A 24,716-nucleotide genomic window follows, 5' to 3' on the forward strand; every position below is an offset into this window, starting at 1 on the left:
CCATGGTCTTGCCAGCGAGGTTGGTGTGAACCAAGGCCAGGAATGTGTTTATGAAGTCTGCTGAAGCGTCGTCTCAGCACGTCAGTCAGAATGATCTGCTTGCGATGGCCTATGTCGATCCACTGACAGGCCTCGGCAATGCCTATGACTTGCGCGACAAGGTCCGCCAGCTTGCGGACGATCGCGCATCCGATCCCGCCCCCTTCACGATCGGTCTTGCCAATCTCGATGGTTTCAAGCCGATCAATGATCTCTTTGGCCCTGCGGCAGGCGATGCCATTCTGCGGCAGGTGGCAAACCGCCTTGTTGCCTGCGTTCCCGATGGGGCAAGCGTCATCCGCGCAAGCGGCGACGAGTTCGCCTTCATTCTTCCGCTGGTGTTTGAGCGCAAGACGGCCGAGAAAATGGGGCAGATGCTGAAGGAAGTGCTGTCGGCTCCCTTCGATCTTGGCGAGCGCAATGTGCGCCTGTCCGCGTCCTTCGGTTTTGCGATATACCCTTTTGCCGGCAACGAATTCGAGGATCTCCTGAAGAGCGCCGACACGGCACTCTATCGCTCGAAACGCCGCGGTCGTGGACAGGTGACCGTCTATTCCCAGGAAATTGCCCAGGAAATGAAGCGCTCGACGCAGCTGGAGCAGGCGCTGCGCAACGCCATCATCGCCGACGAGGTGGATGTGCACTTCCAGCCGATCGTCGATTTGAAGACCGACATGGTGGTTGGCTTCGAAGCTCTCGCACGTTGGTGTGATCCCGATCTGGGGTACGTCTCGCCCGCCGCGTTCGTGCCGCTTGCCGAGGAGCGCGGCTTTATCGATTCTCTGTCGGAAACGTTGCTGCACAAGGCGGCAGAGGCGGCGCTGTCCTGGCCGAAGGAGCTGTTTCTCTCGTTCAACCTGTCTTCCGCCCAGCTGACGGATCCTAATACCAGCGCCAATGTGCTGAGTATTATCGCACGCGCCGGGCTCGACCCGCGCCGGTTGGAGCTTGAGATCACCGAAACTGCCGTCATGATGGACGCGGATATCGCCAAGAAGATCATTGCCGAGCTGCGCCTTGCAGGCGTTCGCGTGTCGCTGGACGATTTCGGCACCGGCCAATCGAGCCTCGGCCGCCTGCGTGAATTCTCCTTCGACAAGGTCAAGGTCGATCGCGCCTTCGTCTCGCAAATTTCAACGGATCGCGCCTGCGAGCATATCGTCAAGGCCATTGTCGCGATGTGCGACGGCCTTCATCTCGAAGTGGTCGCCGAAGGCATCGAGCATTTCCCGGAAGCCCTGAAGCTGAAGGCACTCGGCTGCGGCATGGGGCAAGGCTATTTCTATGGCAAGCCCGCCGACGCCATCACGACAATGCGATATCTCGCGGAAAAATATCAGCCGGGCATACCAGCCGCCATCGCGGTCTGAAGCGCTGCAGCACTTTCCTCCCTTTCCTTTCGTCCTTCCTCCAGCAGCCAGTCTCTCACTCTGCGCGCCTGATGGTTGAGGTCGCGCGAGCGCGGCCACACCACATAGAAGGCAAGGCCGGTTTCCAGGACATGCCCTCCAACCGGGACCAGTGCCCCTGAGCGCATCTGGCGCTCGATCAGGTGCTGCCACCCGAGAGCAACACCCTCTCCGGCCAGAACCGCCTGCACGACGAGCACATAGTCGTTGATCGCCAGCCGCCGTGATTGCGGCGGGTAGGATATGCCGGCACTTTCAAACCATTCCGGCCAGTCGCAGGCCTGGCGTACCGGCTCTTCCAGAGGGATCAGCCGATGTTGCAGGAGATCCGTGGGAGTAGACGGGAAGCCATTGGCCTCGATGAAGGACGGGGAGGTGACGGGTACGATCACCTCCGGAGCGAGCAGCGCCGCATGGTATTGCGGCCAGTTTGCGGGCTCGCCGCCCCGAACGCCGAGCGGTATAGGTTCCTCGTCGAGATCGAGGTCGCGCACGCTTGTCTGGATGCGCAGGTCGATTTCCGGCAGGTCGGCTCTCAGTTGGGCAAGCCGCGGCAGCATCCACATCGACGCAAAGGCGGTGGAGGCGGCGAGCGTGACATTGGTCTCCCGCTTCTTGGCGCGGATATCTTCCGCCGATTTCTGGATGCGCGAGAGGCCCAGCGAAACGTCCGTATGAAATTTCTCGCCGGCTTCCGTGAGGTGCACGGCGCGGTGAACGCGGTGAAACAGCGGAACGCCCAGCTGCTCCTCCAGGCTGCGCACGGCATAGGAAACGGCCGCCTGCGTCATGCCGAGTTCCTGGGCGGCGCGGGTAAAATTCTGATGCCGGCCAGCCGCTTCGAAAACGACAAGGCTGGAGGCGGAGGGTAGTAGGCGGCGAAAGGTTTCCATAAGTTTAGGTTATATGATGCCGCAAATTTTTCCAGCGTTACAGCGCGCTTTTTCCCCGTTAGCATCAGCTCAAACGAGGGGAGAACGGTCATGGATACGCTTGAAGCAACGGAAGCAGCACCGCAACGCCGCACCCGCGGCGCCCGCCCGCCGCGGGGCAATAGCGGTGTCCGCAACCCCGGCGTCCCCTATATCGCGAGAAACATCCCGACCTACGACATCCTCGGCGAAGAAAACCTCGTGAAGATCGAGAAGGTTGCCGAGCGCATCCTCTCCGAAGTCGGCATCGAGTTCCGCGACGACCCGGCGGCCCTCGACCTCTGGAAAAAGGCCGGTGCCAAGGTCGATGGCGTGCTGGTGCGTTTCGAGCCCGGCATGCTCAACGAGGTCGTCTCGTCGGCGCCGGCGCAGTTTACCCAGCATGCACGCAACCCGGCCCATAATGTCGAGATCGGCGGCAGGAACGTGGTGTTCTCGCCGGCCTATGGCTCGCCCTTCGTCATGGACCTCGACAAGGGCCGTCGCTACGGCACGCTGGAGGATTTCCGCAACTTCATCAAGCTGGCGCAATCGAGCCCCTGGCTGCACCATTCCGGCGGTACGATCTGCGAGCCGGTGGATATTCCGGTCAACAAGCGGCATCTCGATATGGTCTACAGCCATATCAAATATTCCGACCGCGCCTTCATGGGCTCGATCACGGCCGAGGATCGGGCGGAAGATTCGATCGCCATGGCGCGCATCGTCTTCGGCAAGGACTTCGTCGATCAGAACTGCGTCATCCTCGGCAACGTCAACGTCAATTCCCCACTGGTGTGGGATGGCACGATGACGAAGTCCCTGCGCGCCTATGCGCGGGCGAACCAGGCAGCCGTCATCGTCCCCTTCATCCTCGGCGGCGCCATGGGGCCGGTCACCAATGCCGGTGCGATCGCGCAATCCTATGCCGAGACGCTGGCCGGCTGTGCCCTGACGCAGCTGGAGCGCAAGGGCGCGCCGGTGATCTTCGGCAATTTCCTTTCCTCGATGTCGCTGCGCTCGGGCTCGCCCACTTTCGGCACGCCGGAGCCGGCAATCGGCTCCATGGTCATCGGCCAGCTTGCCCGCCGGCTGAAGCTGCCGCTGCGCTGTGCCGGCAATTTCTCCAATTCCAAGCTGCCAGACGGGCAGGCGATGCAGGAAGGCGTCATGTCGATGCTGTCTGCCGTGCATTGCGGTGCGAACTTCATCCTGCATTCCGCCGGTTTCCTCGATGGCCTGCTCGCCATGTCCTATGAGAAATTCATGATGGACATCGATTTCTGCGGCGCGCTGCATTCCTATCTCGCCGGGGTCGTCGTCGATGACAACACGCTCGCCATGGATGCCTTCCTCCAGGTCGGCCCCGGCAGCCATTTCCTCGGCTGTGATCACACGATGCGCAACTACCAGACCGCCTTCTGGGATTCGTCCCTGTCTGACAACGAGCCTTTCGAGAAATGGAGTGACGAGGGCGGTTCGACCGATATGGCCACCCGCGCCAACAGGCTCTGGAAAAAGACGCTCGCCGAATACGAAGCGCCGCCCCTGGACATGGCCATCGACGAGGCGTTGCTCGACTATATGAACCGACGCAAGACCGGCATGGCGGATGCCTGGTACTGATTTTCTCCCCCGCCGACATTCCTCCCAGGGACCAGAATGACCATCTCGAAAGACCCGCTGCTCCAGCCCTACCAGCTGAAACACCTGACGCTCAAAAACCGGATCATGTCGACCTCCCATGAGCCGGCCTATTCCGAAGACGGCATGCCGAAGGACCGCTACCGTCTCTACCATGTCGAAAAAGCCAAGGGCGGCATGGCGCTGACGATGACGGCGGGCTCTGCCATCGTCTCGGAGGATTCGCCGCCCGCGTTCGGCAATCTCTGTGCCTATTCCGACGAGATCGTGCCGTGGCTGAAGAAGATCGCCGACGACTGTCATGAGCATGACTGCGCCGTCATGATCCAGCTCACCCATCTCGGCCGCCGCACCGGCTGGAACAAGGGCGACTGGCTGCCGGTGTTGAGCGCATCGCCGGTACGCGAGGCTGCCCATCGCTCCTTCCCGAAGGAGATCGAGGATTGGGACATCGAGCGCATCATCGGTGACTATGCGGCCGCAGCCCAGCGCATGCAGGCGGCAGGCCTCGACGGTATCGAGATCGAAGCCTATGGCCACCTGATGGACGGCTTCTGGTCGCCCGCCACCAATCATCGCGATGATGAATATGGCGGCTCGCTCGACAATCGCATGCGTTTTTCCAACATGGTTCTCGAAGCGATCCGCAAGGCGACGGGACCGGATTTCATCGTCGGCATGCGCATGGTCGCCGATGAGCAGTGGGATATCGGCCTGTCCAGGGAGGAGGGCATTGAAATCGCCCGCAAGCTCGTGGCTGGCGGCAATGTCGATTTCCTCAACATCATTCGTGGCCATATCGATCACGACGCGCATCTGACCAATGTCATTCCGATACAGGGCATGGCAACATCGCCACATCTGGACTTTGCCGGCGAAGTGCGTGCCGCCACGAAATTCCCCGTCTTTCACGCTGCCCGCATCGCCGATGTCGCGACCGCGCGCCACGCGATAGCCGAGGGCAAGCTCGACATGGTCGGCATGACCCGTGCCCATATCGCCGATCCGCATATCGTCAGGAAGATCGCGGAAGGCCGCGAAGCGCAGATCCGCCCATGCGTCGGCGCCACCTACTGTCTTGATCGCATCTACGAAGGCGGCGGCGCGCTCTGTATTCACAATGCGGCAACCGGCCGCGAAGCAACCATTCCGCATGTCATTTCGAAGACGACAGGACCGGTTCGCAAGGCCGTGATTATCGGCGCAGGTCCTGCAGGGCTGGAGGCCGCCCGCGTGCTGGCGGAGCGTGGTCATCAGGTGGAGGTTCTGGAAGCGACTGGAGAGGCCGGGGGGCAGATTTTGCTTGCCGCCCGCAATCCGCGGCGCAAGGAGCTGATCGGCATCGTCGACTGGAGGCTGGCGGAACTGGAACGGCTTGGCGTTTCCATCCATTACAACGTCTTTGCAGAAGCCTCCGACGTGCTGGACTGCAACCCCGATCTGGTGATCGTCGCCACCGGCGGCATCGCCCAGAACCCGGTTCTCGATGCCGGCGACGATCTGGTCATTTCGAGCTGGGATATCATCGCCAGTGCCATCAAGCCGGAAGGGCCGGTGCTGCTTTATGACGACAATGGCGCCCATACCGGCATGACAGCCGCAGAGCTTATCGCCAATACGGGCGTCGAGCTGGAAGTGGTATCGCCGGAACGTATGTTCGCGCCGGAAATCGGCGGCATGAACCATGTCCCCTACGCCAAGGCATTCGCGGAAAAGAATGTGCGCGTCACCATCAACACCCGGCTGAAATCGGTACGGCGCGATGGAAACGGTCTGATCGCCACGCTCGGCTCGGATTATTCCGATACGGCGACGGTGGAGCGGCGCGTGGCACAGGTGGTGGTCGAGCACGGCACAATGCCGATGGCCGATCTCTACCTGGAACTCAAGCCGCTTTCCCGCAATATGGGCGCCGTGGATTACAAGGCGCTGATCCGCCAGCAGAACCCGATCATGACGAAAAATCCGCAAGGCGGTTTCGATCTGATCCGGATCGGAGATGCCGTCGCCAGCCGCAACATCCATGCGGGTATCTACGACCCGATGAGGTACGGATTGTTGTTCTAGAGTTTGTCCGGGAAAAATGGAAACCGGTTTTCCCGAAAAGACAAACGGAAACAAAAGAATCTAGAGGATGTCTGGTTCAATCTGAACCAGACATCCTCTAGCAAACGAAAACGGCGGCGCTTTCGCACCGCCGTTTCTCAATCCAGGGCGTAACACTTTAGTTGTTGGTTGCAGCCGGATCAGCCGGCTTGACTTCGCCTGCCGGCGCCATCGGCGTCGTGGAAGACGTAGTCGAGGTGTCGACCGGAGTATTGGCGTTCTGCTCGGCAACCTGCTGCGAGCGGGTCTTGAATTCCGGGGCAGCCTTCAGCGATTCGGCAGTTTCCTGCGTGGTCAGCTTCAGGTCGTCGGAGTCCGGAACGGTCGCGACATTGATGGTGTCGAGCGGCACGGCGACGTTCTTTTCACCGATACCCAGGAAGCCACCAACGCCGATCACGGCTGCTTCGACAGAACCGTCCTTGGTGAAGATCACATCGTTGATTTCACCGATGCTTTCATCACTGGAATTATAGACAGACTGGCCGATATAGGTGCTGGCAGCAATCTGGTCTTCGCCCTGTTCGGAAATGAAGCTGGTGGCGCCGCCTGCCGGAGCGGCGGCATCTGCAGATTGCTCAGCAGGCTTAACCGGCACGACTGCAGGCTGCTCGCCAGTCATCGGGGTTTCCATTGGCTGAGCCTGGGTCGCAGGCTGCGTCGCACTCTGGGCAAAGCTCGCCGGGGCGAATGCGGTGATGCCTGCAAGAAGTGCACCTGCGGCGACGGAAGCTACGAGTTTCTTGGTCATTGTGAACCTACCTTTCGTTCTCTTTGTCGATCAGGGCGCGTGGATGAGGGACAGTTCCGCCGCACCGGTGATGACTTAAGAACGTCAAATTCCAGAAGTGGTTCCGAAAAAAATCCAACGGTTTTCATGGAACTTTTTGCGATTTCGACAATCGGGAGCTGTATTCCACTGCACCGCTGAAAACAAAAAAAGCCGGGCGAACCCGGCTTTTGCAGATACGTCGATGATATCTCCGGAATCAGAGAACGAAAGCTGGCTCGAAGCGGCCATTGACGATGATGCCGAGATCGAAGGTCTTGCCGGCATGCGGATCGGCCGCGCGGGCCTCATCATCCATGTCCGCCCAGGCCGAGGTTACCATCAGCCGATCGGCCTTTGCGCCGATAAAGGCGGGGCAGCTCGACTGGCTGGCGGGCACGGCATACCGCTTCAGCCAGGTCCCATCAGGACTGTAGACATCGACAGCACCCTGGCCCCAGCGGGCATTCCAGATCAGCCCGTCGGCATCACAGACCGAGCCGTCGACATCCCCGGGATTACCGCTTTGATCAGAGAAGACCGTGGCGTCGCCAGTTGGCAGTCCTGTCGCCGGATCGAGATCGACGCGCATGATGCGGTTGACCATGGAATCGACGAAATAGGCGGTCTTTCCATCCGGCGAGAAGCAGATGCTGTTGGGGATGCTGACGCCATCATAGAGCTTCGTCACGGTACTTCCCGCAACGTGATAGATGGCGCCTGCGCCTTTTTCTGCGGTGCGACCCATGGTGCCGACCCAGAGGCTGCCGGAGACGTGCACGCGGCCGTCATTGGAGCGGTTGCCCGGCTTGTCCTCAAGCGCACCAAACTTGGTCAGCGTGCCACTCTTGATCTCGCGGACGAAAAGCCCGTCGTCGGAAACGATCAGCTGGCGCTCGGGATCGATGACGGCGATGACGCTGGACAGGAACGGCATGGCGTGGACGCGCTTGGCTCCGCTTTCGAGGTGAAGCTCGTGCAGTTCCTTGCCCTTGATGTTGTGCCACCAGGCAATGCCGGTCGCGGGGTCGAAGGCCGGGCCTTCGCCGAGCTGAAGCGCTGCGTCACAGAAAATGCTGCCGGAAAAGGCGATGGTCTCAACCATGGGTCAGGCTCCGTAAACGCTGTCATAGGCGGCGATGGTCGCCTTGGCGCGCTTGCCGACTTCGGCGGCATCCATCCCGGCCTTGTAGAGGCTGGAACCGAGGCCGAAGCTCTTCACGCCGATCTTGGCATAGTCGCCGAAGTTGGCTTCCGACACGCCGCCGACGGCCGCGATTTCCAGTTCCGGCGGAAGGACCGCGCGGATTGCGGAAATGCCGGACGGACCGAGCACGCTCGCCGGGAAGAACTTGAGGCCGGTCGCACCAGCGCGCGCAGCAGCCAGTGCCTCCGTCGGGGTGAACACGCCGGGCATGGTCACCATGCCTTTTTCCGCAGCGAGGCGGATGACGCCGGGCTCGACATTCGGGCTCACCATCAGCCGGCCGCCAACGGTATCGAGCTGTTCGACCTGATCGGTCGTCAGCACGGTGCCCGCGCCGATCAGGCAGTTGGCGGGCGCCATCTTCACGGCGATCTCGATCGAGGTGAACGGATCGGGCGAGTTGAGCGGGATTTCGATAGCGGTGAAGCCCGCTTCGATCAGCGCGCCGACGACGCTCTCCGTTTCGGTCGGCTTGAGGCCGCGCAGGATGGCGATCAACGGATACTTCATTTTGGGGAAGGGAATGCGGCTCATGAAAGATCTCTTTCTCAGGCGGGCCAGAGGGTGCGGGCGGCAGCGGCGAGACCGTGGCGAACGGCCTCGTCGGCGTCGATAATGGTGGGTTCGAGCTGAAGCGCTTGCAGCGCCGAGCGATAGAGGGCGGCAAGTGGGCCGGAAGCGACGAGGCAGACACTGCTGCCCGGGCGTGCCGATGAAAGGGCGCCGGCAATCTCCAGGCCGATCAGCGTGCCGGAAAGGCGGGCCTTGGCATCGATCGGCGAGAGGCCGTGAAGCAATTGCCCCGAGCGAACGGTAAACAGCAGATTGGTCCCCATGGCCGGATTTTGCCCGGCATGGGCAACAGCATCGAGAAACACGGTATTTTCCCCGTCGAATGCGCCGGCATCGACCATCGCTTGGGCAAGGATCGAATGCTTCGAGATAACGTCGAAGAGCTCGCCGGTCATGAACGTCGAGAAGCCTTCGACAACCCCGCCGGTCAGCCGCACCCATTTGCTATGGGTGCCGGGCATGCAGACGATGTGGTTGCCATTGCCGAGCGACGCTGCCGCGCCGAGAAGCTGGGTCTCCTCGCCCCGCATGACATCCGGATGTTCTTGGCTGCGCTGCGCCAGTCCGGGCAGGATGCGGATATCGCGGTTGTCGTCCGGCACGGTCACTGCCGCACCGACGATGCCGGAAAGCGGCGCGGGGGTATCCAGATAGCCTGCTTCCACCCAGGCCTGGCGCGCGCCGGCCATGCCGCAGACCACGACGGGGAGATGCGCAGGCGCACCGACGGCCGCAAGATGCGTTTCCAGAATGGCTGAGAAGCCGGTCTTGGCCGCCGTGGTCATGCCTTCGCCGCTGCGGCGCTCGCCGATCACGTCGCCGTTTTCGCCCACCAGCCACAGACGAAAGCTCGTCGTGCCCCAGTCGACTGCCGCATAGGATGGTGCCGTCATTAAAATACGCCTCCGTCGATAATCATCGTTTGTGCCGTCATCCGCGCCGAGCAGTCCGAGGCGAGGTAGAGGCATGGCCCCACCATGTCGTCTGCAACAAGCGTCTGTTTCAGGCATTGTTCTTTCAACATGGCGGCAATGGCCGAGTCGTCTATCCAGAGATCCTTCTGCCGTTCGGTCACGACCATGCCGGGCAGGATGGCATTGACGCGGATATTATCCGGTCCGAGCCGTCCAGCGAGCGATTTCGTGAGGCCAATGATGCCGGCCTTGGCCGTGGCGTAAGCCGGGATTTCGCCCATGTTCAGCATGAACGCGATAGACGAAAAATTGATGATGGAGCCGCCGCCGGCACGCTTCATGAAAGGGACAACCGCCTGGCAGACAAAGAAGACGTGTTTGAGGTTAACCGCCTGGTTCTCGTCCCAGCTTTCCGGCGTCACGTCTTCCAGCCCCTGGCGATCGTCGCGTGCAGCATTGTTGATGAGCACCTGAATGCCGCCCGTCGCTTCCGCGGCCTTTTCGACGATTGCCGCAAGCGAGGATATGTCGCGCAGATCGGCGTGAAAAAAGACCGGGGGAAAGCGGCATTCGCCGGCCAACTTTTCGACAAGAGAGTTGCTTTCCTGCTTTGCGATGTCGATGAAGGCGACGCGGGCACCCTGCCGGGCAAATCCCTCGACGAGTGCAGCGCCGATACCGGATCCGCCGCCCGTGATCAGAACGCCACGGCCCTTGAGGTCGTGAAACTCGGCGGCTGGAAAGCCCATGCTGTCAAAACTCCCTGGCGATCCATCAAAGGATGGATCATGTTCCATTAAATGGAACTCAATCTTATTATGTGGAATAATCGCGCCGTCGGTGCTAGTTTGTCAAGGTTGAAAGCCGCAGCGCCGGACCGCAGCAAGATCGTGGCGTGCGATACGGAAACGTGAAACTGGATGTCGCGGTGACGAAAGGCAAGACCCAAGAGATGGAGACCGGCACGGGCACGCTCGGCAAGGCGCTTGCCCTTCTGGAGATCGTCGTGAGCAGCGATCGCCCCTTGCGGTTTACCGATATTCTAGCGGTTGCCGGGCAGCCGCGCGGCACCTTGCATCGCCAGCTCTCCCATCTGGTGGAGGAGGGGCTTCTCTCGATTCGCGGAGACCTCACCTATGAGCCGGGACTGCGCCTCTTGAAATTCGCATCGCGGGCATGGTCGGGCAATCAGTTCCGGGTGATTGCCGAACCGCATCTGCGAGAGCTCCACGAAGAAACCGGCGAAACCGTGCATCTCGGCATCTTGCGCGGCAGTGAAGTGATCTATCTCGACAAAGTTGAAAGCCGCCAGACGGTGCGGATGCAGTCGCAGATCGGGAACGCGTCGCCCGTCTATTGCACCGGCCTTGGCAAAGCGGCGCTGTCGGTGCTGCCGCCGCAGGTTGTCGATGAGGTCATCGCGCAGCTGACGTTCAGGGCGTTTACCCCCCACACCCACAGGAATGCCGTTTCGCTGAAGCACGATCTCGATGGGATCAGGCGGCTGGGCTACGCCTTCGACAGGGAGGAGCACGAGGCGGAAATTCGCTGTGTTGCAGCACCGATCCATGGGCCGAGTCTTGGCTTCACCGGAGGCCTCTCCGTCACCGGCCCTGCCTACCGCGTGTCGATGGCGCAGCTGGAAAGCTGGGCGCCTTCGGTCCGGCGAATCGCGGCTGACCTCAGTGAGGAGGCCGCTCTCCGTCTTGGCCCCAGCCGCTGAGCGCCCATCCTGTTGATCGTTTTACAGTAAATTAGGAATTTCAGGTGGACGGGCTGGAACCGGCGCGATAGCAATACCATATCGGCGGTGTGGCAACTGAGCCGTTTTTGATTTCAGTGGCGATCCGGGTTTGAATGTCCGGGTTGCATTCGTACAAACAAAAGTCCTTTCAGATCCTGACCGGCGTGGTTTCACGAAGCCGATGTTATAGGGTCTGGATCGTCGTGCAGATTCGTCCGGCTTATCGTTCGAAGCTGCGAAATTTGCAAGCGAGACGATGAAGATCCGCCGCGATCGATGTGGTGGATGACACGACCGGAAGTGTGGGAAAATGAACGATTTCAGCCGCGACGTGACATCTTTGGCGCTGCCTAAGGGCGTGCGCATCTCAGAAAACCTCAGCCATGAGGATGACCTGCGCCAGGTATTTGGCCAGGTAATGAAGGCCTATGGCTTCGACGGTTATCTGGTGATGTTCGTGCCGGGCAAGGACACACGCCTGTTGTCCGAAACCGTGGTCATGACCAACTGGTCGAAGAAGTTTCTGCGCAGCTACGACGCCGCCTGCATGTTGAGCGGAAGCCCGGTGATCGAGCACCTGCGACGCAGCACGGTGCCCTTCACATATAACGCGCGTCTGGACAATCGCGAACGGGATGACGGCAAAAACGACGTGGCCGTAGAGCTGTTCGAGCGCGAAGGGCTTGTGCGCGGTGTTTATATTCCGGTTCACGATATCCACGGCACTCGCGGTGCTGTCGGTTTCGGCGGGACGCGCGAGCTGGTTAGCTCCAAGGAAATGACCGAACTCACGTTCCTGTCGGGTTATCTTTTCGGTCGGCTTTGCGAGATTGGCGGAAAGCGAGGCCGCAAGGGAGCACCTTTATCCCGGCGTGAAATCGAATGCCTGCATTGGGCGGCGGCCGGCAAGACGACCACCGAAATGGCGCGGATTCTCGAACTCTCCGAGTACACCGTCAATCACTATCTCAGCCGCGCGACACGAAAGCTCGATTCGGTAAACCGGGTTCAAACCATAGCAAAAGCCCTGCGGGCGGGGTTGATCAATTGAACTGTGGGCGAGGCTTCTTGTATGCAGGAACCGATGGTGTTTTGTGTACAAGGAGACTATAGCAGTGATCCAAGCGCCGGATTTGACAGCGTCCCGCAGACGCCGGACATGGGGTGCGGCGGAGCCAGTGAATGCCTGAAACAGTGATGAGTGACACGATCGAAAAAGAGCAGCCGCGCGGGGGCGATTTCGCGGCGGAAATTTCCACGCTGCAGACCCAGTTCGATCTGATACGGTATATGCGCCGCACCAGTCAGGCCTTTGGTTTCAAGAATTTCCTGATCTGCCAGATCCCCGGTTTCGATGCCGAAAAACTGGCTGTTGCCTCCCTTCTGTCCAACATGCCGCCCGATCTCGTCAGCAAATACGACAGCACGGCAATGGTGCAATATAGCGTCGGGCTGCGCCGTCTGCGCGAGACCACGACCCCCTTCCAGATCACCATCGATGACTGGGAACAGCAGAATGCCAATTCGCCGCCGGAACTTTCAGGCTATCTGAGCCTGCTGCGTGAGCATGGCATCTCGCAAGCAAATTATTTTCCGGTGCACGACGCGGATGGCCGCCGGGCAACCGTAATATGGCTGGGTGCATGCACTGATCTGTCGATGGCGACGATGATGGAATTGCAGATGATCGCAATTCACGTCTTCAACCGGCTGATGGAGATCGGCGCTGTCTTCAAGGACAACTCCGTTTCCCTGTCGGAGCGCGAGATTCAGTGTCTCAACTGGACGGCCGCCGGCAAGACCAGTTCGGAAATTGCCGGCATCCTCGGTCTGTCGGAACATACGGTCAATCATTACCTCAATCACGTCACCAAGAAGCTCGACGCGGTGAACCGCACCCAGGCCGTCGTGAAGGCGATGAAAAAGGGCTATATCAGCTGACTTCTGCGCCCCAGGTCCGGGCTGCGAATATCCAGCCGGGCGGTGCATGACCCGTTGCATTTTAGACGATCATTAACATTTCCGGTGCACTGTTTTTACGGTGAAATGATTTCATCGGGCCAGCGTCGTCCGACGCGCTCCTAACCTTTCTCCCATCGACATTCAGCGACAGGCCAAGCGCGTTCCGGAGGGGAGCGCTGCGGGTTCTTGCGCTTTCGAGGACCCGAGATGCTGTTCAAGACTGCCACTTCCCGCAATATCTTCTCCATCGTCGCGACCGGGCTTCTAGCGACGGTCGTCACGGCCGGAACGCTGTTCTCTATTTCCTATTCAGAGGTTGAGCGCCGCAGCGTGGAGGAGATGAACGCCGCCGCCCAGCTGACTGCCGCCAATATCAAGGGCGAGATCGCGCAGGGCTTGCAGCTTGTTCACGTCTTTCAAAGCACATTCTCCGCCCTGGAAACGACCGGCGCGGCAGATCGCCGCTCTGCCGATGCGATGATGATGAAAGCCCTGGAAGACAATCCCTTTGCACTCGGTGTCTGGAGCGGATGGGAGCCGAATGCCTTTGACGGCAAGGACGCCGATTTTGCCGGCAAGCCGAACCATGATGCAACCGGCCGCTATATTCCCTACTGGGTCCGCTCGGGCGGCAAGATCATCGTGACGCCGCTGGTGGATTACGACAAATCCGGCGTCGGCGATTATTATCAACTTCCGTTCAAGGCCCAGAAGCCTGTCGTCATCGAGCCCTACAGCTATGCGGTCGATGGCAAGGACGTGATGATGACCTCGCTTGCAGCACCTGTAACGGTTGATGGTAAGCCGCTCGGCGTCGTCGGGATCGATATCGCGCTCGACAGCCTTTCGGGTGAACTTTCGAAGATGAAGCCGCTGGGCGACGGTAACGTCGCGCTCGTCTCGCAGGGCGGCACGATCATCAGTCATGTCGATCCCGCCAACCTCGGCAAGGCCCTGAAGGACAGCAGCGTCGATGCCGCCGCCTGGCAGCAGATGATCGACCGTCCCGGCACACCGGTCGAAACGGTTGATGGCGCAGGCATCGGCTACATGTCCGTTGCGATGCCGGTTCAGCTGCTTCCCGAAACGTCATGGTATGCGGTCGTCTCCGTGCCCAAGGCGACGGTCTTTGCCTATCTGACTCACATGGCCTGGATTTCCGTTGGGATCATCGCGCTGGCTTCCGTTCTGCTCGTTCTGCTCGGCGTGCTGATTTCCAATCGCTTCCGCCGCCGCCTTGAGGCAATCGTTGACGCAACCGCAGAGATCGCGCGCGGCAACACCGGCATCGTTATCGCTGACGCCAACCGCAAGGACGAGATCGGTGGCATGGCTCGCTCGCTGGCGGTGCTGCGCGACGCGACCATTGCCAAGCAGAGGCTGGAAGCCGAGGCAGACGCCTCCCGCACGTTGGGCGAGGAAGAGCGGCAGCGCCGTGCCTCGGAAATCGCCCGCAACGAGCAGGACATGCGTTTCGCCGTTGAAGAGCTGGGGACCGGTCTTCAGCGACTTTCCGATGGCGACATGACCTTCCGCCTCACGCGCCCCTTCATCGGCACGCTCGAAACACTGCGCGACGATTTCAACCGCTCGATGGGCACGCTGCAAGACGCCTTGCAATCGGTCGGCAGCAACGCCCAGGGCATCCGGGCGGGCTCCGCCGAGATACGCTCGTCGGCGGATGATCTTGCCCACCGCACGGAGCAGCAGGCGGCCTCAGTCGAAGAGACCGCTGCGGCGCTCGACGAGATCACCGCTTCGGTCCGCGACTCGACCCTTCGCGCCGAAGAGGCAGGACAGCTCGTCGCTGCCGCCCGCACCGGTGCGCAGACCTCCAGCAAGATCGTCCGCAACGCCATCGATGCCGTCGGCCAGATCGAAACGTCGTCGCGCGAAATTTCCAGCATCATCGGCGTGATCGACGAGATCGCCTTCCAGACAAACCTTCTGGCGCTTAATGCAGGCGTTGAAGCGGCGCGGGCCGGCGAGGCGGGCAAGGGCTTTGCTGTCGTCGCTCAGGAGGTGCGTGAGCTGGCCCAGCGCTCCGCCAATGCCGCCAAGGAGATCAAGTTGCTGATCTCCAAGTCGGGTGAGCAGGTGCGCATCGGCGTTGATCTGGTCGGCCAGACCGGGACGGCACTCGACGCCATTGCGCACGAGGTCGACGAGATCAATCTGCGAGTGGCGGCGATTGTCGAGGCCGCGCGCGAGCAGTCCATCGGGCTCAACGATATCAACCGTGCTGTCAACGTCATGGACCAGGGTACCCAGCAGAACGCGGCAATGGTCGAGGAATCTACGGCTGCGAGCCATACGCTGGCAGCGGAAGCCGCAGCACTCGGCGAGCTTTTGTCCCGCTTCCATCTCGGGGAGAGCACTGCCGTCAGCCAGGGCATGTCCGCTGTATCCAGCCATCGTGCGGCAGCGCCGCGTCGCGATCCGCAACCCGTTCGGGCGGCCTCCGTCCCGTCCAGGCTCAAGAGCGCATCGGTTCTGACCCCTGCAACGCCATCTCCCGCCCGTGCTCTTGGCCAGAAGCTGGCCGGCGCCTTTGGCTCTTCGTCGCCGGCAGTCAAAAGCGATGATGGCTAGGACGAGTTCTAAGCATGTCATTCTAACCTTGCGAAACACCGGGCTCTGCCCGGTGTTTCTCGTTCGAATTGCCGGTAATCCGTGCAAACCAAAAATTGTCGCATAAAAAATGCGCAGATTGCTGGTATCGATCGGCAAGCTTAAGCGAAACCCCTCGATTTTCCGGGGTTTTCCAAACTGGCATGCTTCCTGCTTTCTTTAAATCAGGTCCAGAGGGGACTGATAATAAGACAACGCCCGCGAAGGTCGCGATCAAAGGCCGTTTTCTGCTAAAGGTGATCCCGGATGTACGGACACCAGCAGCGGAAAACGGCTTTTACTTTGCCTGCCCATTTCATGTTTGAAACATTGGCGAAACGCCGTGCCTGGATTATCTAGGACAATAGGTCCGTGATCGCCCACGGGCCAATCGCCCGTGATCGACAGACGCGTGCGCAAGAATATGGGCATGACAGGGAAAGCATAAGACATGACCGAGGTAACGAAGGAACAGGTGCTGGAGAAGCTCAGGAGCGTGCGTGGACCGGATATGGATGGCAACATCGTCGATATGGGTCTTGTCTCCGATGTGTTCATTTCCGATTCCAAGGTCTATTTTTCGATCACCGTGCCGGCTGAGCGGGCAAAGGAACTGGACCCCCTGCGGGCAGCCGCCGAGCGCGTGGTGAAGGATATACCCGGCGTCAAAGGCGCGATGGTCGCGCTGACGGCCGACAAGAGGGCATCTTCCGGTTCAGCACCGGTTCGCCGGCCGGGGCAACCCGGTGCGGGCGATCACGCCGGTCACGATCATTCGCACAGCCACACGGCTCCTCCGGCCCAGCCGCAACGTCCGCAGGTCAAGCCGGGGATTCCGGGCGTCGGTGCGATTATTGCCGTCGCCTCGGGCAAAGGCGGCGTCGGCAAATCCACCACCTCGGTCAATCTGGCGCTGGCCCTGAAGGCCAACGGCCTGCGGGTCGGTATTCTCGATGCAGATATCTACGGCCCCTCGATGCCGCGCCTGATGAAAATCTCCGGTCGCCCGCAACAGCTTGAAGGCCGGATGATCAAGCCGATGGAGAACTACGGTCTGAAGGTCATGTCCATGGGCTTCCTCGTCGATGAGGAAGTGGCGATGATCTGGCGCGGTCCGATGATCCAGTCGGCCTTGCTGCAAATGCTGCGCGAGGTCGCCTGGGGCGATCTTGACGTTCTCGTCGTCGACATGCCGCCCGGCACGGGTGATGCACAGCTGACCATGGCCCAGCAGGTGCCGCTTGCCGGTGCCGTCATCGTCTCCACCCCGCAGGATCTGGCGTTGATCGATGCCCGCAAGGGGCTCGCCATGTTCCGCAAGGTCGAGGTGCCGGTGCTCGGCATCGTCGAGAACATGAGCTATTTCATCGCCCCCGATACCGGCAAACGCTACGATATCTTCGGCCATGGCGGCGCACGCAAGGAGGCCGAGCGCATTGGCGTGCCGTTCCTCGGCGAAGTGCCGCTCACCATGGGCATCCGCGAGACGTCCGATGCCGGTACTCCGGTCGTTCACTCCGAGCCAGATAGCGAAATCGCCAAGGTCTACAGGGAGATCGCCACGCGCGTCTGGGAGCAGGTTTCAGATCGGCAGGCCGATAGCTCTCGCGGCATGCCGAACATCGTCTTCGAATAGCCACGGTTCCGACACAATTGCGGTTCTCCTGGCCCTGGGTTTTGCTAGGCGATGCCCTGATCTGTTGACATCGGCACCGTGGCGTCATTAATTCTTTGGGCAGAAGTGCGGCGGGTTGCCATATTCCTCATTGATTTTTTGAGGCTCTTGCGCCATATGCCTGCCCGCATTGATCCGACGTGTCGTTCGCGTTGCCCTCATGGCGTGAACGTCTCCCCGACGAGTGAGGATTTGTTGTTTTCGGCGAAAGTTTTTTCATGAACCTGCTGCGTGCAGTCGCTTCGTCGTTCTGTTGGCCTATCCGGGATAATTGCGTTCCAACCTGCTCGTGCGCGACGCGGACCGATGGTGTCGCTCGTCAAAAGGGTGCGCGATGATCACTGCTTATGGCGTCAATGGCGAAGCCGTTGCGATCAGCGCGGCGACGCCGCCCGGTGTTTTGCCTGATGCAACGGTCTGGGTAGACCTGCTCCGTCCGAGCAAAGAGGAGGATGCGCTCATCGAAGGATTTCTCGGCATAGAGATCCCGACGCGCGAGGACCTGAAGGATATCGAGCCTTCGAGCCGGCTCTATACCACTGACAATGCCGTTTTCATGACGGCGTCGCTTGTCTCGAAAGCAGATACCGATCAGCCGGAAATCGCCGATGTCGCTTTTGTTCTCGCCGGCAACATGCTGATCACGGTGCGTTATGCCGAGCCGCGTTCCTTCGAGCTTTTCACGGCTGCGATGCACCGCATTCCCGGCGGCTGTGCTACGGGGGGCATCCTCGTTGCCCGTCTTTTCGAAACGATTGTCGATCGCACGGCGGAAATTCTTGAAACCGCCGTGGCACGGGTCGATAGCCTGTCGCTGCAGGTCTTTGGCAGCCAGAATCTGCAGAAGCGCCGTCCGCCGCATTATCTCGAGGCGCGACTGATGGATGTGGCCGCCCATCATCGTCTCGTGGCCAAGACACGCGACAGCCTTGCGTCGCTCTCGCGAGCGCTTACCTTTCTCAATACCGTGTCGGCTGTGCAGGAACATCGCGAGACCAAGGAGCTTTGCCGGACGATCTCTCTGGACATTCAGTCGCTGTCCGAACACGCGTCTTTCATTTCCGGCAACATAACCTTCCTGCTCGATGCGTCGCTGGGGCTCATCAATGTCGAGCAGAATGCCATCATCAAGATTTTCTCGATCGCGTCCGTGGTGTTCCTGCCGCCGACACTGGTCGCTTCACTTTACGGGATGAATTTCGATTTCATGCCGGAACTGCATTGGACCTTTGGCTACCCGGTCGCGTTGGGTGCCATGGTCATGTCCGCGATAATCCCGTTTTATTTTTTCCGCTGGAAAGGCTGGCTCTGAGGAGCCTGAGAATGCAGATGTCCCATTCCCACGACAAAGCGTCCGACAAGGACATCCGAAAGCTGCTCGCCCTCGCGCTCGGCTCGGTCGGTGTGGTCTATGGCGACATCGGCACCAGCCCGCTTTATGCTTTCCGTGAAGCATTGCGCCCCGTTGCTGCCGACGGCGTGAGCCGTATCGAGGTCATCGGCCTGATCTCGCTGATGATCTGGACGCTGACGATCATCGTGACGCTCAAATATGTTCTGTTCCTCCTGCGCGCCGACAACAATGGCGAAGGCGGAACGCTCTCCCTTCTGGCGCTCCTGATGAAGTTTTCGACTGGCAAGACCAGCTTGCTCTTCTTCCTGGGCATTGCCGGCGCGGCACTGTTCATTGGCGATGCGATCATCGCGCCGGCTTTGTCGGTTCTTTCGGCCGTGGAAGGTCTCAAGCTCGTTACCCCGGCGCTGTCAGACTATGTGGTGCCGATCTCGGTTGTCATCCTGCTGCTGCTTTTCGCGGTTCAGTCTCGCGGTACGGAAGCGGTTTCCAAGTTCTTCGGGCCGATCATGGCGGCCTGGTTCATCGTGCTTGCGCTTGTGGGCGTCAGCCATATTGCCGATGACTATGGAATTCTCGCCGCCTTCAACCCCTGGTACGCCGTCTATTTCCTGCTTCACGCAGGTTTTGTCGGCTTCGTGGTGTTGGGCGCCGTGTTCCTGACGGTCACCGGCGCCGAGGCGCTCTATGCCGACCTCGGGCATTTCGGCCGGCGGCCGATCCAGTGGGCGTGGATCTGTCTGGTCTTCCCGTCGCTGGCGCTGAACTATCTCGGACAAGGCGCGCTGGTGCTAAAGCACCCGGAAGCGATGTCCGATCCGTTCTTCCTTATGTTTCCGGAATGGGCGCTGCTGCCGGTGGTGCTGCTGGCCACCTGCTCGACGATCATCGCCAGCCAGGCGGTCATCACCGGCGCCTTCTCGTTGACCCGGCAGGCGATCCACCTCGGCTTCCTGCCGCGCATGGCGATTTTCCACACGTCCGAGACCCAGACCGGGCAGATTTATCTGCCGAACGTCAACGTGCTCCTGATGTTCGGCGTCATGGTGCTGGTCTTCGTCTTCGGCTCGTCGGAATCGCTCGCAACCGCCTATGGCATCTCGGTGACCGGGGCGATGCTGGTCGATACCGTGCTTGCCTTTGTCTTCGTGCGGATGCGCTGGCGGTGGCCGCTTTATGCAGCCTGCGCAGTGCTTCTGCCGCTTGCCGGGCTTGAGACAATCTTCCTGGGTGCAAACCTCCTGAAGATCCATGACGGCGGCTACGTGCCCGTCATGATCGCCGCCACCTTCGTCGTCATCATGTGGACCTGGCGCCGCGGAACCAAAATCCTGCACGACAAGACGCGTCACACCGATATTCCGCTCGCCTCCTTCGTAAAGTCGATCGAGCGCAAGAGCGAACATGCGCCCGTCTCAGTGCCAGGCACCGCAATTTTCCTGACCAGCGATCCGGAATCGACGCCGGCCGCCCTCCTGCACAACATCAAGCACAATCACGTGCTGCATCAGCAAAATTTCATCCTGACGATCCGAACGGTCAATACGCCGACGGTCCCCAAGGACCATCGCGTCAGCGCCTCCAGCCTGTCCGAGCGTTTTAGCCTGCTGGAAATGCGCTTCGGCTACATGGAGATGCAGAACGTCTCCCAGGCACTGGGCCTCTTCCGCAAGACCGGCCTGAAGTTCGACATCATGTCGACCTCCTTCTATCTCGGCCGGCGCAAGCTGGTGCCGGATGCACAGTCCGGCATGCCGCACTGGCAGGACCGGCTGTTCATCGCGCTCGCCAATGCGGCGATCGACCCTTCGGATTACTTCCGCCTGCCGACCAACCGGGTGGTGGAACTCGGGTCGCACGTCATTATCTGAGCCTGAGAAAAATCCTTCCCCAGCCCTACCCTTGTAGGAGAGGTGGGGAGGGCTTTCTTTCCAGTAGCGATAGTAACCCGCCTATCTCCAAATTCCCTATGCCTGCGTTAACCAAGCATCAAGGTTAATAGCTGATTATCAAGCCTCGATCGAAGCGGCGATCGGGCCTTGGGCATGTTCCGCTTCATGAGTTTACATCATCGCAGATGTCAGCGTTCCGGCAGCGTGTGCCGGACGAACGGTCGCGTCTTGCCTGCGCGTGGAGTGGGGTTGGTGCGTAAGAGTGATCAGTTTCGCCGCATGGGAGGCAATCGGCGCTCCCGCTTCGCCAAGCCGCTGCTTCTCGGCCTCGGGCTGCTTCTCGGTTTTCCCTCCTTTTCCGGCCATGCCGATCTCGCGACGTTTCTCTCGGGCATCAATCGCGGCGGCGAGCGCTGGCGCATGTATATGACGCGCTCTCCGGCAGGGTCGCTGCATGAGGTGGAGATGGTCTTCAACGACCCGATCACCACAGGTGCCATTGCCGATGGCGCGGGTGTCAATATGCCCGATGGCGAGCGTGTGGCGCTCTCCTCCGCGGAAAAGCAGATAGATCCGCGCACGGACGAGGAACGCGTCAACCGCAAGGGCAAGAAGGGCCGCATCGTCGCCGTCTCGCCCGTCACCCCGCCAAAGGATTTCACGGCCGGCTCGATCCTTGAGCGCACCAGTTTCCTGATCGTGCCGGATTTCGACAATGCGGAGCGGATGGCCTTTGCCAAGCCCGAGATCAGGGGCAGGGAAATCCAGATCGCCATGGCCTTCTACAAGAAGAAGCCGCCGCAGGTCGATACCTCGCTTTCGCCGATGATCGCCAGCCTCGTCACCAGCGACAAGGCCGATATCCTAGCCACGGCCTATGCGCCGGCCAAGCCTGATTATGCCCGCCAGTCGCCCTTCGACAGCATTCTCAGGGAAGACAAGTCCGGCGGTCGTTTCATTCCCGAGATTTCCCCGGAAGATCATGCGTGGGCCGCCAATCCTCTGCCGCCCGAAGTTTTCAGCCAGGCGGAGCAGAAGTGCCTGACCTCAGGCATCTATTTCGAATCGCGTGGCGAATCCGCCAAAGGCCAGGCTGCTGTCGCGCAGGTCATTCTCAACCGCGTGCGCAATCCGGCCTATCCAGCCACGATCTGCGGTGTCGTCTACCAGAACAAGGACTGGTACAACCGCTGCCAGTTCTCCTTCACCTGCGATCGCATTCCCGACATCGTCTGGTCGCCGTCCGCCTGGCGCACGGCAAAGGAGGTTGCGCTCGCTGTCACGGCCGGCAAGATCTGGCTGCCGGAAGTTGGCTCGGCGACCCATTACCACGCGACTTACGTCAGGCCGGACTGGGGTCCGACGATGAAACGTGTGTCGAAGATCGGCAAGCACATCTTCTATCGCACCTATGGCGGCGGCTGGAGTTGAGGCGATAATCTTTCACACTGTTGTGTCCGACGATTCCATCGTCCCGGTTGCAAAAGCCCGGGCGAGGATCGCCGCGATTCCGCACGACACTCCAAAAATTCTCGTAAATTATTGATATAAAACAATAATATTGTCGTTAAACAACAGCTCCCCATGCCTTGACTATAAAGGCACCTAAAACTATGTTGCGGCCGACTTCAAAGCGGGCCGAACGGTGGCTTCAAATCCGGCCTTTGTATGGCAATGCGCATGGTTTAAGACCGGGTGCATGCGGATCAAAGGGAGGTGCCACATGACGGATAACCGGAAAGAGGGTCTGGAAGAGCGGCGCAGGCGGCTTCAATCCGAATTGTCGGCAAAGCTGGGCGCTGATCCCCGCGAAGCCGCCGATGAGGCAAGAGCTGCAGAGAACCGCAAGGGCTATCAGGTCGCCGTCAAGCTTTCGAGCGAATTCGTGGCGGCCATCATTGTTGGCGCGCTTCTGGGCTATCTTTTGGACCATTTTGCGGGTACAGGGCCGTGGGGGATGATCGTATTGCTCCTCCTTGGTTTTTGTGCCGGTGTGCTGAACGTCCTGCGTTCGGCGGGTATGGTGGCTTCGCCCCATCCCGCAGATCAGTTGGGCAAGGTCGGCAAGAACAAGGGCGACGACGTCTAGGCGATCGTTGCAGGATGAGAAGCGTCCGCTCCGGCGGTCAAAACGAGAGAGAGCGGCTGTGGCAGGCGATAAGGTAGATCCGACCCACCAGTTTATGATCAACAAGATCGTTCCGATCGAACTTGGCGGCATTGATTTTTCGTTTACCAATGCTTCGCTGTTCATGGTCGCGACTTTGATCGTTGCTGTCGGTTTCCTCTACATGACAACGACGAGCCGCAGCCTGGTTCCGGGCCGCCTCCAGTCCGTCTCTGAAATGTCCTATGAATTCATCGCCTCGATGCTGCGCGAAGGCGCCGGCTCCCATGGCATGAAGTTCTTCCCGATGGTCTTCTCGCTGTTCATGTTCATCCTGACGGCGAACCTGCTCGGCATGGTGCCTTACTTCTTCACCATCACCAGCCAGATCATCGTGACCTTCGCCCTGGCGCTGTTCGTCATCGGTACGGTTCTGTTCTACGGTTTCTATAAGCATGGCTTCGGCTTCCTGAACGTCTTCGTCCCGAACGGCGTTCCCGGCGTTCTCCTGCCGCTCGTCATCGCCATCGAGATCATTTCCTTCCTTTCCCGCCCCATCAGCCTTTCGGTTCGTCTCTTCGCGAACATGCTGGCAGGCCACATCACCCTCAAAGTGTTCGCAGGCTTCGTAGCCTCGCTCGGAACCATGGGTGCACTCGGTATCGGTGGCGCGATCCTGCCTATGATCATGACCGTCGCCCTGACGGGTCTCGAATTCCTCGTCGCCTTCCTCCAGGCTTACGTCTTTGCGGTGCTGACTTGCATGTACCTCAACGACGCTGTCCATCCGGGTGGCCACTAAGGAATAAAGTCACGGGGCCCGGCCGGTTCGACCGGCCAGGGTGCCAAACAAGCCGCAACAACCATTTCGAAGGAGTTCAATCATGGAAGCGGAAGCAGCAAAGTACATCGGTGCAGGTCTCGCTTGCCTCGGTATGGCCGGTACGGCTCTCGGTCTCGGCAACATCTTTGGCAGCTACCTGTCCGGCGCTCTGCGCAACCCGTCGGCCGCTGACAGCCAGTTCGGCCGCCTCGTATTCGGCTTCGCCGTTACGGAAGCTCTGGGCATCTTCTCGCTGCTCGTAGCCCTGCTGCTCCTTTTCGCCGTCTAATACCGGCTTTAAGGCAGGGCCGTGGGATAAAACCCGCGGCCCGCATTTCTTTGAATGCACCTGGAGGTGAGCATGTTTGTGACCGCGGCCTATGCCCAGTCAACCACCACCGAAGGCGCAGAAACCCATGACGCCGCTGCCGGCGAGGTGCACACCGAAACCGGTGTCGCGCATGAAGGCGGTCACGGCTCTGGCGTGTTCCCGCCCTTCGACCAATCGACATTTGCATCGCAGCTCCTGTGGCTGGCGATTACCTTCGGTCTGTTCTACGTCCTGATGGCGAAGGTTATCCTTCCGCGCATCGGTGGCATTCTGGAGACCCGCTCCGGCGCGATCGCCCGCGATCTCGACGATGCTGCGCGCTCCAAGGCTGAAGCTGACGCGGCAATCGCCGCCTACGAACACGATCTTGCCGTGGCCAAGGCCAAGGGCAATGCCATCGCCGGCGAAGCACGCGAGGCTGCAAAGGCCAAGGCGACAGCCGATCGCAACGCCGTAGAAGCCGATCTCAACGACAAGATTTCAAAAGCCGAAGCCCGCATCGCCGATATCAAGGCGAAGGCTCTGGCCGATGTCGGCGCCATCGCCGAAGAGACCGCGACCGCCGTTGTTGAACAGCTGATCGGCGGCAAGGCAACCAAGGCCGAGATCGCTGCTGCGGTCAAGGCAACGGCAAAGTAAGGAACGC

The 24,716-nt window shown here is 60.3% G+C and carries 21 protein-coding genes; 15 read left to right on the top strand and 6 right to left on the bottom strand.

The features are described 5' to 3' along the window. Positions 1-50: 50 nt before the first annotated feature. Positions 51-1,409 (top strand): putative bifunctional diguanylate cyclase/phosphodiesterase, encoded by a 1,359-nt coding sequence (locus QO002_RS07275; RefSeq protein ID WP_307228142.1) that lies wholly within the window; start codon positions 51-53, stop codon positions 1,407-1,409. Here the strand turns inward: QO002_RS07275 and QO002_RS07280 are convergent. Continuing rightward, the gene (locus tag QO002_RS07280) at positions 1,376-2,341 is read right to left on the bottom strand and encodes a LysR substrate-binding domain-containing protein (protein WP_307228145.1); all 966 of its coding nucleotides are present in this window, start codon (positions 2,339-2,341) and stop codon (positions 1,376-1,378) included. The two genes, QO002_RS07275 and QO002_RS07280, sit on opposite strands and share 34 nt — an antisense overlap. A gap of 90 nt (positions 2,342-2,431) precedes the next feature. Between QO002_RS07280 and QO002_RS07285 the strand changes: the two genes are divergently transcribed. Both QO002_RS07285 and QO002_RS07290 read left to right on the top strand, forming a co-directional pair. After that, positions 2,432-3,985 (top strand): trimethylamine methyltransferase family protein, encoded by a 1,554-nt coding sequence (locus QO002_RS07285; RefSeq protein ID WP_307228147.1) that lies wholly within the window; start codon positions 2,432-2,434, stop codon positions 3,983-3,985. 36 nt (positions 3,986-4,021) lie between these two features. Beyond that, complete coding sequence (locus QO002_RS07290) at positions 4,022-6,070, top strand: NADH:flavin oxidoreductase (protein ID WP_307228149.1); 2,049 nt, start codon at positions 4,022-4,024, stop codon at positions 6,068-6,070. A 157-nt stretch (positions 6,071-6,227) separates the two neighbouring features. On the opposite strand, the gene QO002_RS07295 is transcribed toward QO002_RS07290, so the two are convergent. From QO002_RS07295 to QO002_RS07315, 5 genes are all read right to left on the bottom strand, one after another. Next, positions 6,228-6,860 carry a PRC-barrel domain-containing protein gene (locus QO002_RS07295; protein WP_307228151.1) on the bottom strand — a complete coding sequence of 211 codons (633 nt, stop codon included), beginning with the start codon at positions 6,858-6,860 and terminating at the stop codon, positions 6,228-6,230. 238 nt (positions 6,861-7,098) lie between these two features. Then, positions 7,099-7,983 carry an SMP-30/gluconolactonase/LRE family protein gene (locus tag QO002_RS07300; protein WP_307228153.1) on the bottom strand — a complete coding sequence of 295 codons (885 nt, stop codon included), beginning with the start codon at positions 7,981-7,983 and terminating at the stop codon, positions 7,099-7,101. A gap of 3 nt (positions 7,984-7,986) precedes the next feature. After that, entirely contained in the window at positions 7,987-8,619 is a 633-nt protein-coding gene (locus QO002_RS07305; RefSeq protein ID WP_307228156.1) for a 2-dehydro-3-deoxy-6-phosphogalactonate aldolase, read from the bottom strand. A 14-nt stretch (positions 8,620-8,633) separates the two neighbouring features. Continuing rightward, the gene (locus tag QO002_RS07310; RefSeq protein ID WP_307228158.1) at positions 8,634-9,551 is read right to left on the bottom strand and encodes a 2-dehydro-3-deoxygalactonokinase; all 918 of its coding nucleotides are present in this window, start codon (positions 9,549-9,551) and stop codon (positions 8,634-8,636) included. Further along, positions 9,551-10,321, bottom strand: coding sequence for an SDR family NAD(P)-dependent oxidoreductase (locus QO002_RS07315; RefSeq protein ID WP_307228160.1), 771 nt, complete (start codon positions 10,319-10,321; stop codon positions 9,551-9,553). The genes QO002_RS07310 and QO002_RS07315 overlap by 1 nt, the downstream gene beginning before the upstream one ends. A gap of 203 nt (positions 10,322-10,524) precedes the next feature. On the opposite strand from QO002_RS07315, the gene QO002_RS07320 reads away from it, so the two are divergent. The 12 genes from QO002_RS07320 (at position 10,525) to QO002_RS07375 (ending at position 24,709) form a co-directional block, all read left to right on the top strand. Further along, complete coding sequence (locus QO002_RS07320; RefSeq protein ID WP_307233216.1) at positions 10,525-11,295, top strand: IclR family transcriptional regulator; 771 nt, start codon at positions 10,525-10,527, stop codon at positions 11,293-11,295. A 331-nt stretch (positions 11,296-11,626) separates the two neighbouring features. Then, complete coding sequence (locus QO002_RS07325) at positions 11,627-12,367, top strand: helix-turn-helix transcriptional regulator (RefSeq protein ID WP_307228162.1); 741 nt, start codon at positions 11,627-11,629, stop codon at positions 12,365-12,367. A gap of 131 nt (positions 12,368-12,498) precedes the next feature. Continuing rightward, positions 12,499-13,257 (top strand): helix-turn-helix transcriptional regulator, encoded by a 759-nt coding sequence (locus tag QO002_RS07330; RefSeq protein ID WP_307228164.1) that lies wholly within the window; start codon positions 12,499-12,501, stop codon positions 13,255-13,257. A 228-nt stretch (positions 13,258-13,485) separates the two neighbouring features. Continuing rightward, the gene (locus tag QO002_RS07335; RefSeq protein ID WP_307228166.1) at positions 13,486-15,870 is read left to right on the top strand and encodes a methyl-accepting chemotaxis protein; all 2,385 of its coding nucleotides are present in this window, start codon (positions 13,486-13,488) and stop codon (positions 15,868-15,870) included. Positions 15,871-16,339: 469 nt separating this feature from the next. Next, positions 16,340-17,524: an iron-sulfur cluster carrier protein ApbC gene (gene apbC, locus QO002_RS07340; protein ID WP_307228168.1), complete on the top strand. Its 1,185-nt coding sequence runs from the start codon at positions 16,340-16,342 to the stop codon at positions 17,522-17,524. Between the two features lie 373 nt (positions 17,525-17,897). After that, the gene (locus QO002_RS07345) at positions 17,898-18,875 is read left to right on the top strand and encodes a magnesium transporter CorA family protein (RefSeq protein WP_307228170.1); all 978 of its coding nucleotides are present in this window, start codon (positions 17,898-17,900) and stop codon (positions 18,873-18,875) included. Positions 18,876-18,886: 11 nt separating this feature from the next. Next, the gene (locus QO002_RS07350) at positions 18,887-20,788 is read left to right on the top strand and encodes a potassium transporter Kup (RefSeq protein WP_370878460.1); all 1,902 of its coding nucleotides are present in this window, start codon (positions 18,887-18,889) and stop codon (positions 20,786-20,788) included. 273 nt (positions 20,789-21,061) lie between these two features. Continuing rightward, positions 21,062-22,240 carry a cell wall hydrolase gene (locus QO002_RS07355; RefSeq protein WP_370878461.1) on the top strand — a complete coding sequence of 393 codons (1,179 nt, stop codon included), beginning with the start codon at positions 21,062-21,064 and terminating at the stop codon, positions 22,238-22,240. Positions 22,241-22,532: 292 nt separating this feature from the next. Further along, complete coding sequence (locus tag QO002_RS07360) at positions 22,533-22,898, top strand: AtpZ/AtpI family protein (RefSeq protein WP_307228172.1); 366 nt, start codon at positions 22,533-22,535, stop codon at positions 22,896-22,898. Positions 22,899-22,956: 58 nt separating this feature from the next. Continuing rightward, on the top strand, positions 22,957-23,718 hold the full coding sequence (locus tag QO002_RS07365) for a F0F1 ATP synthase subunit A (RefSeq protein ID WP_307228174.1): 762 nt from the start codon (positions 22,957-22,959) through the stop codon (positions 23,716-23,718). An 82-nt stretch (positions 23,719-23,800) separates the two neighbouring features. Beyond that, complete coding sequence (locus QO002_RS07370; protein ID WP_056332699.1) at positions 23,801-24,028, top strand: F0F1 ATP synthase subunit C; 228 nt, start codon at positions 23,801-23,803, stop codon at positions 24,026-24,028. Between the two features lie 72 nt (positions 24,029-24,100). Continuing rightward, on the top strand, positions 24,101-24,709 hold the full coding sequence (locus QO002_RS07375; protein WP_307228186.1) for a F0F1 ATP synthase subunit B: 609 nt from the start codon (positions 24,101-24,103) through the stop codon (positions 24,707-24,709). Positions 24,710-24,716 lie beyond the last annotated feature (7 nt).

Origin of the sequence: Pararhizobium capsulatum DSM 1112 (genome assembly GCF_030814475.1) — a bacterium.
In the GTDB taxonomy this organism is placed as follows: Bacteria; Pseudomonadota; Alphaproteobacteria; order Rhizobiales; family Rhizobiaceae; genus Pararhizobium; species Pararhizobium capsulatum.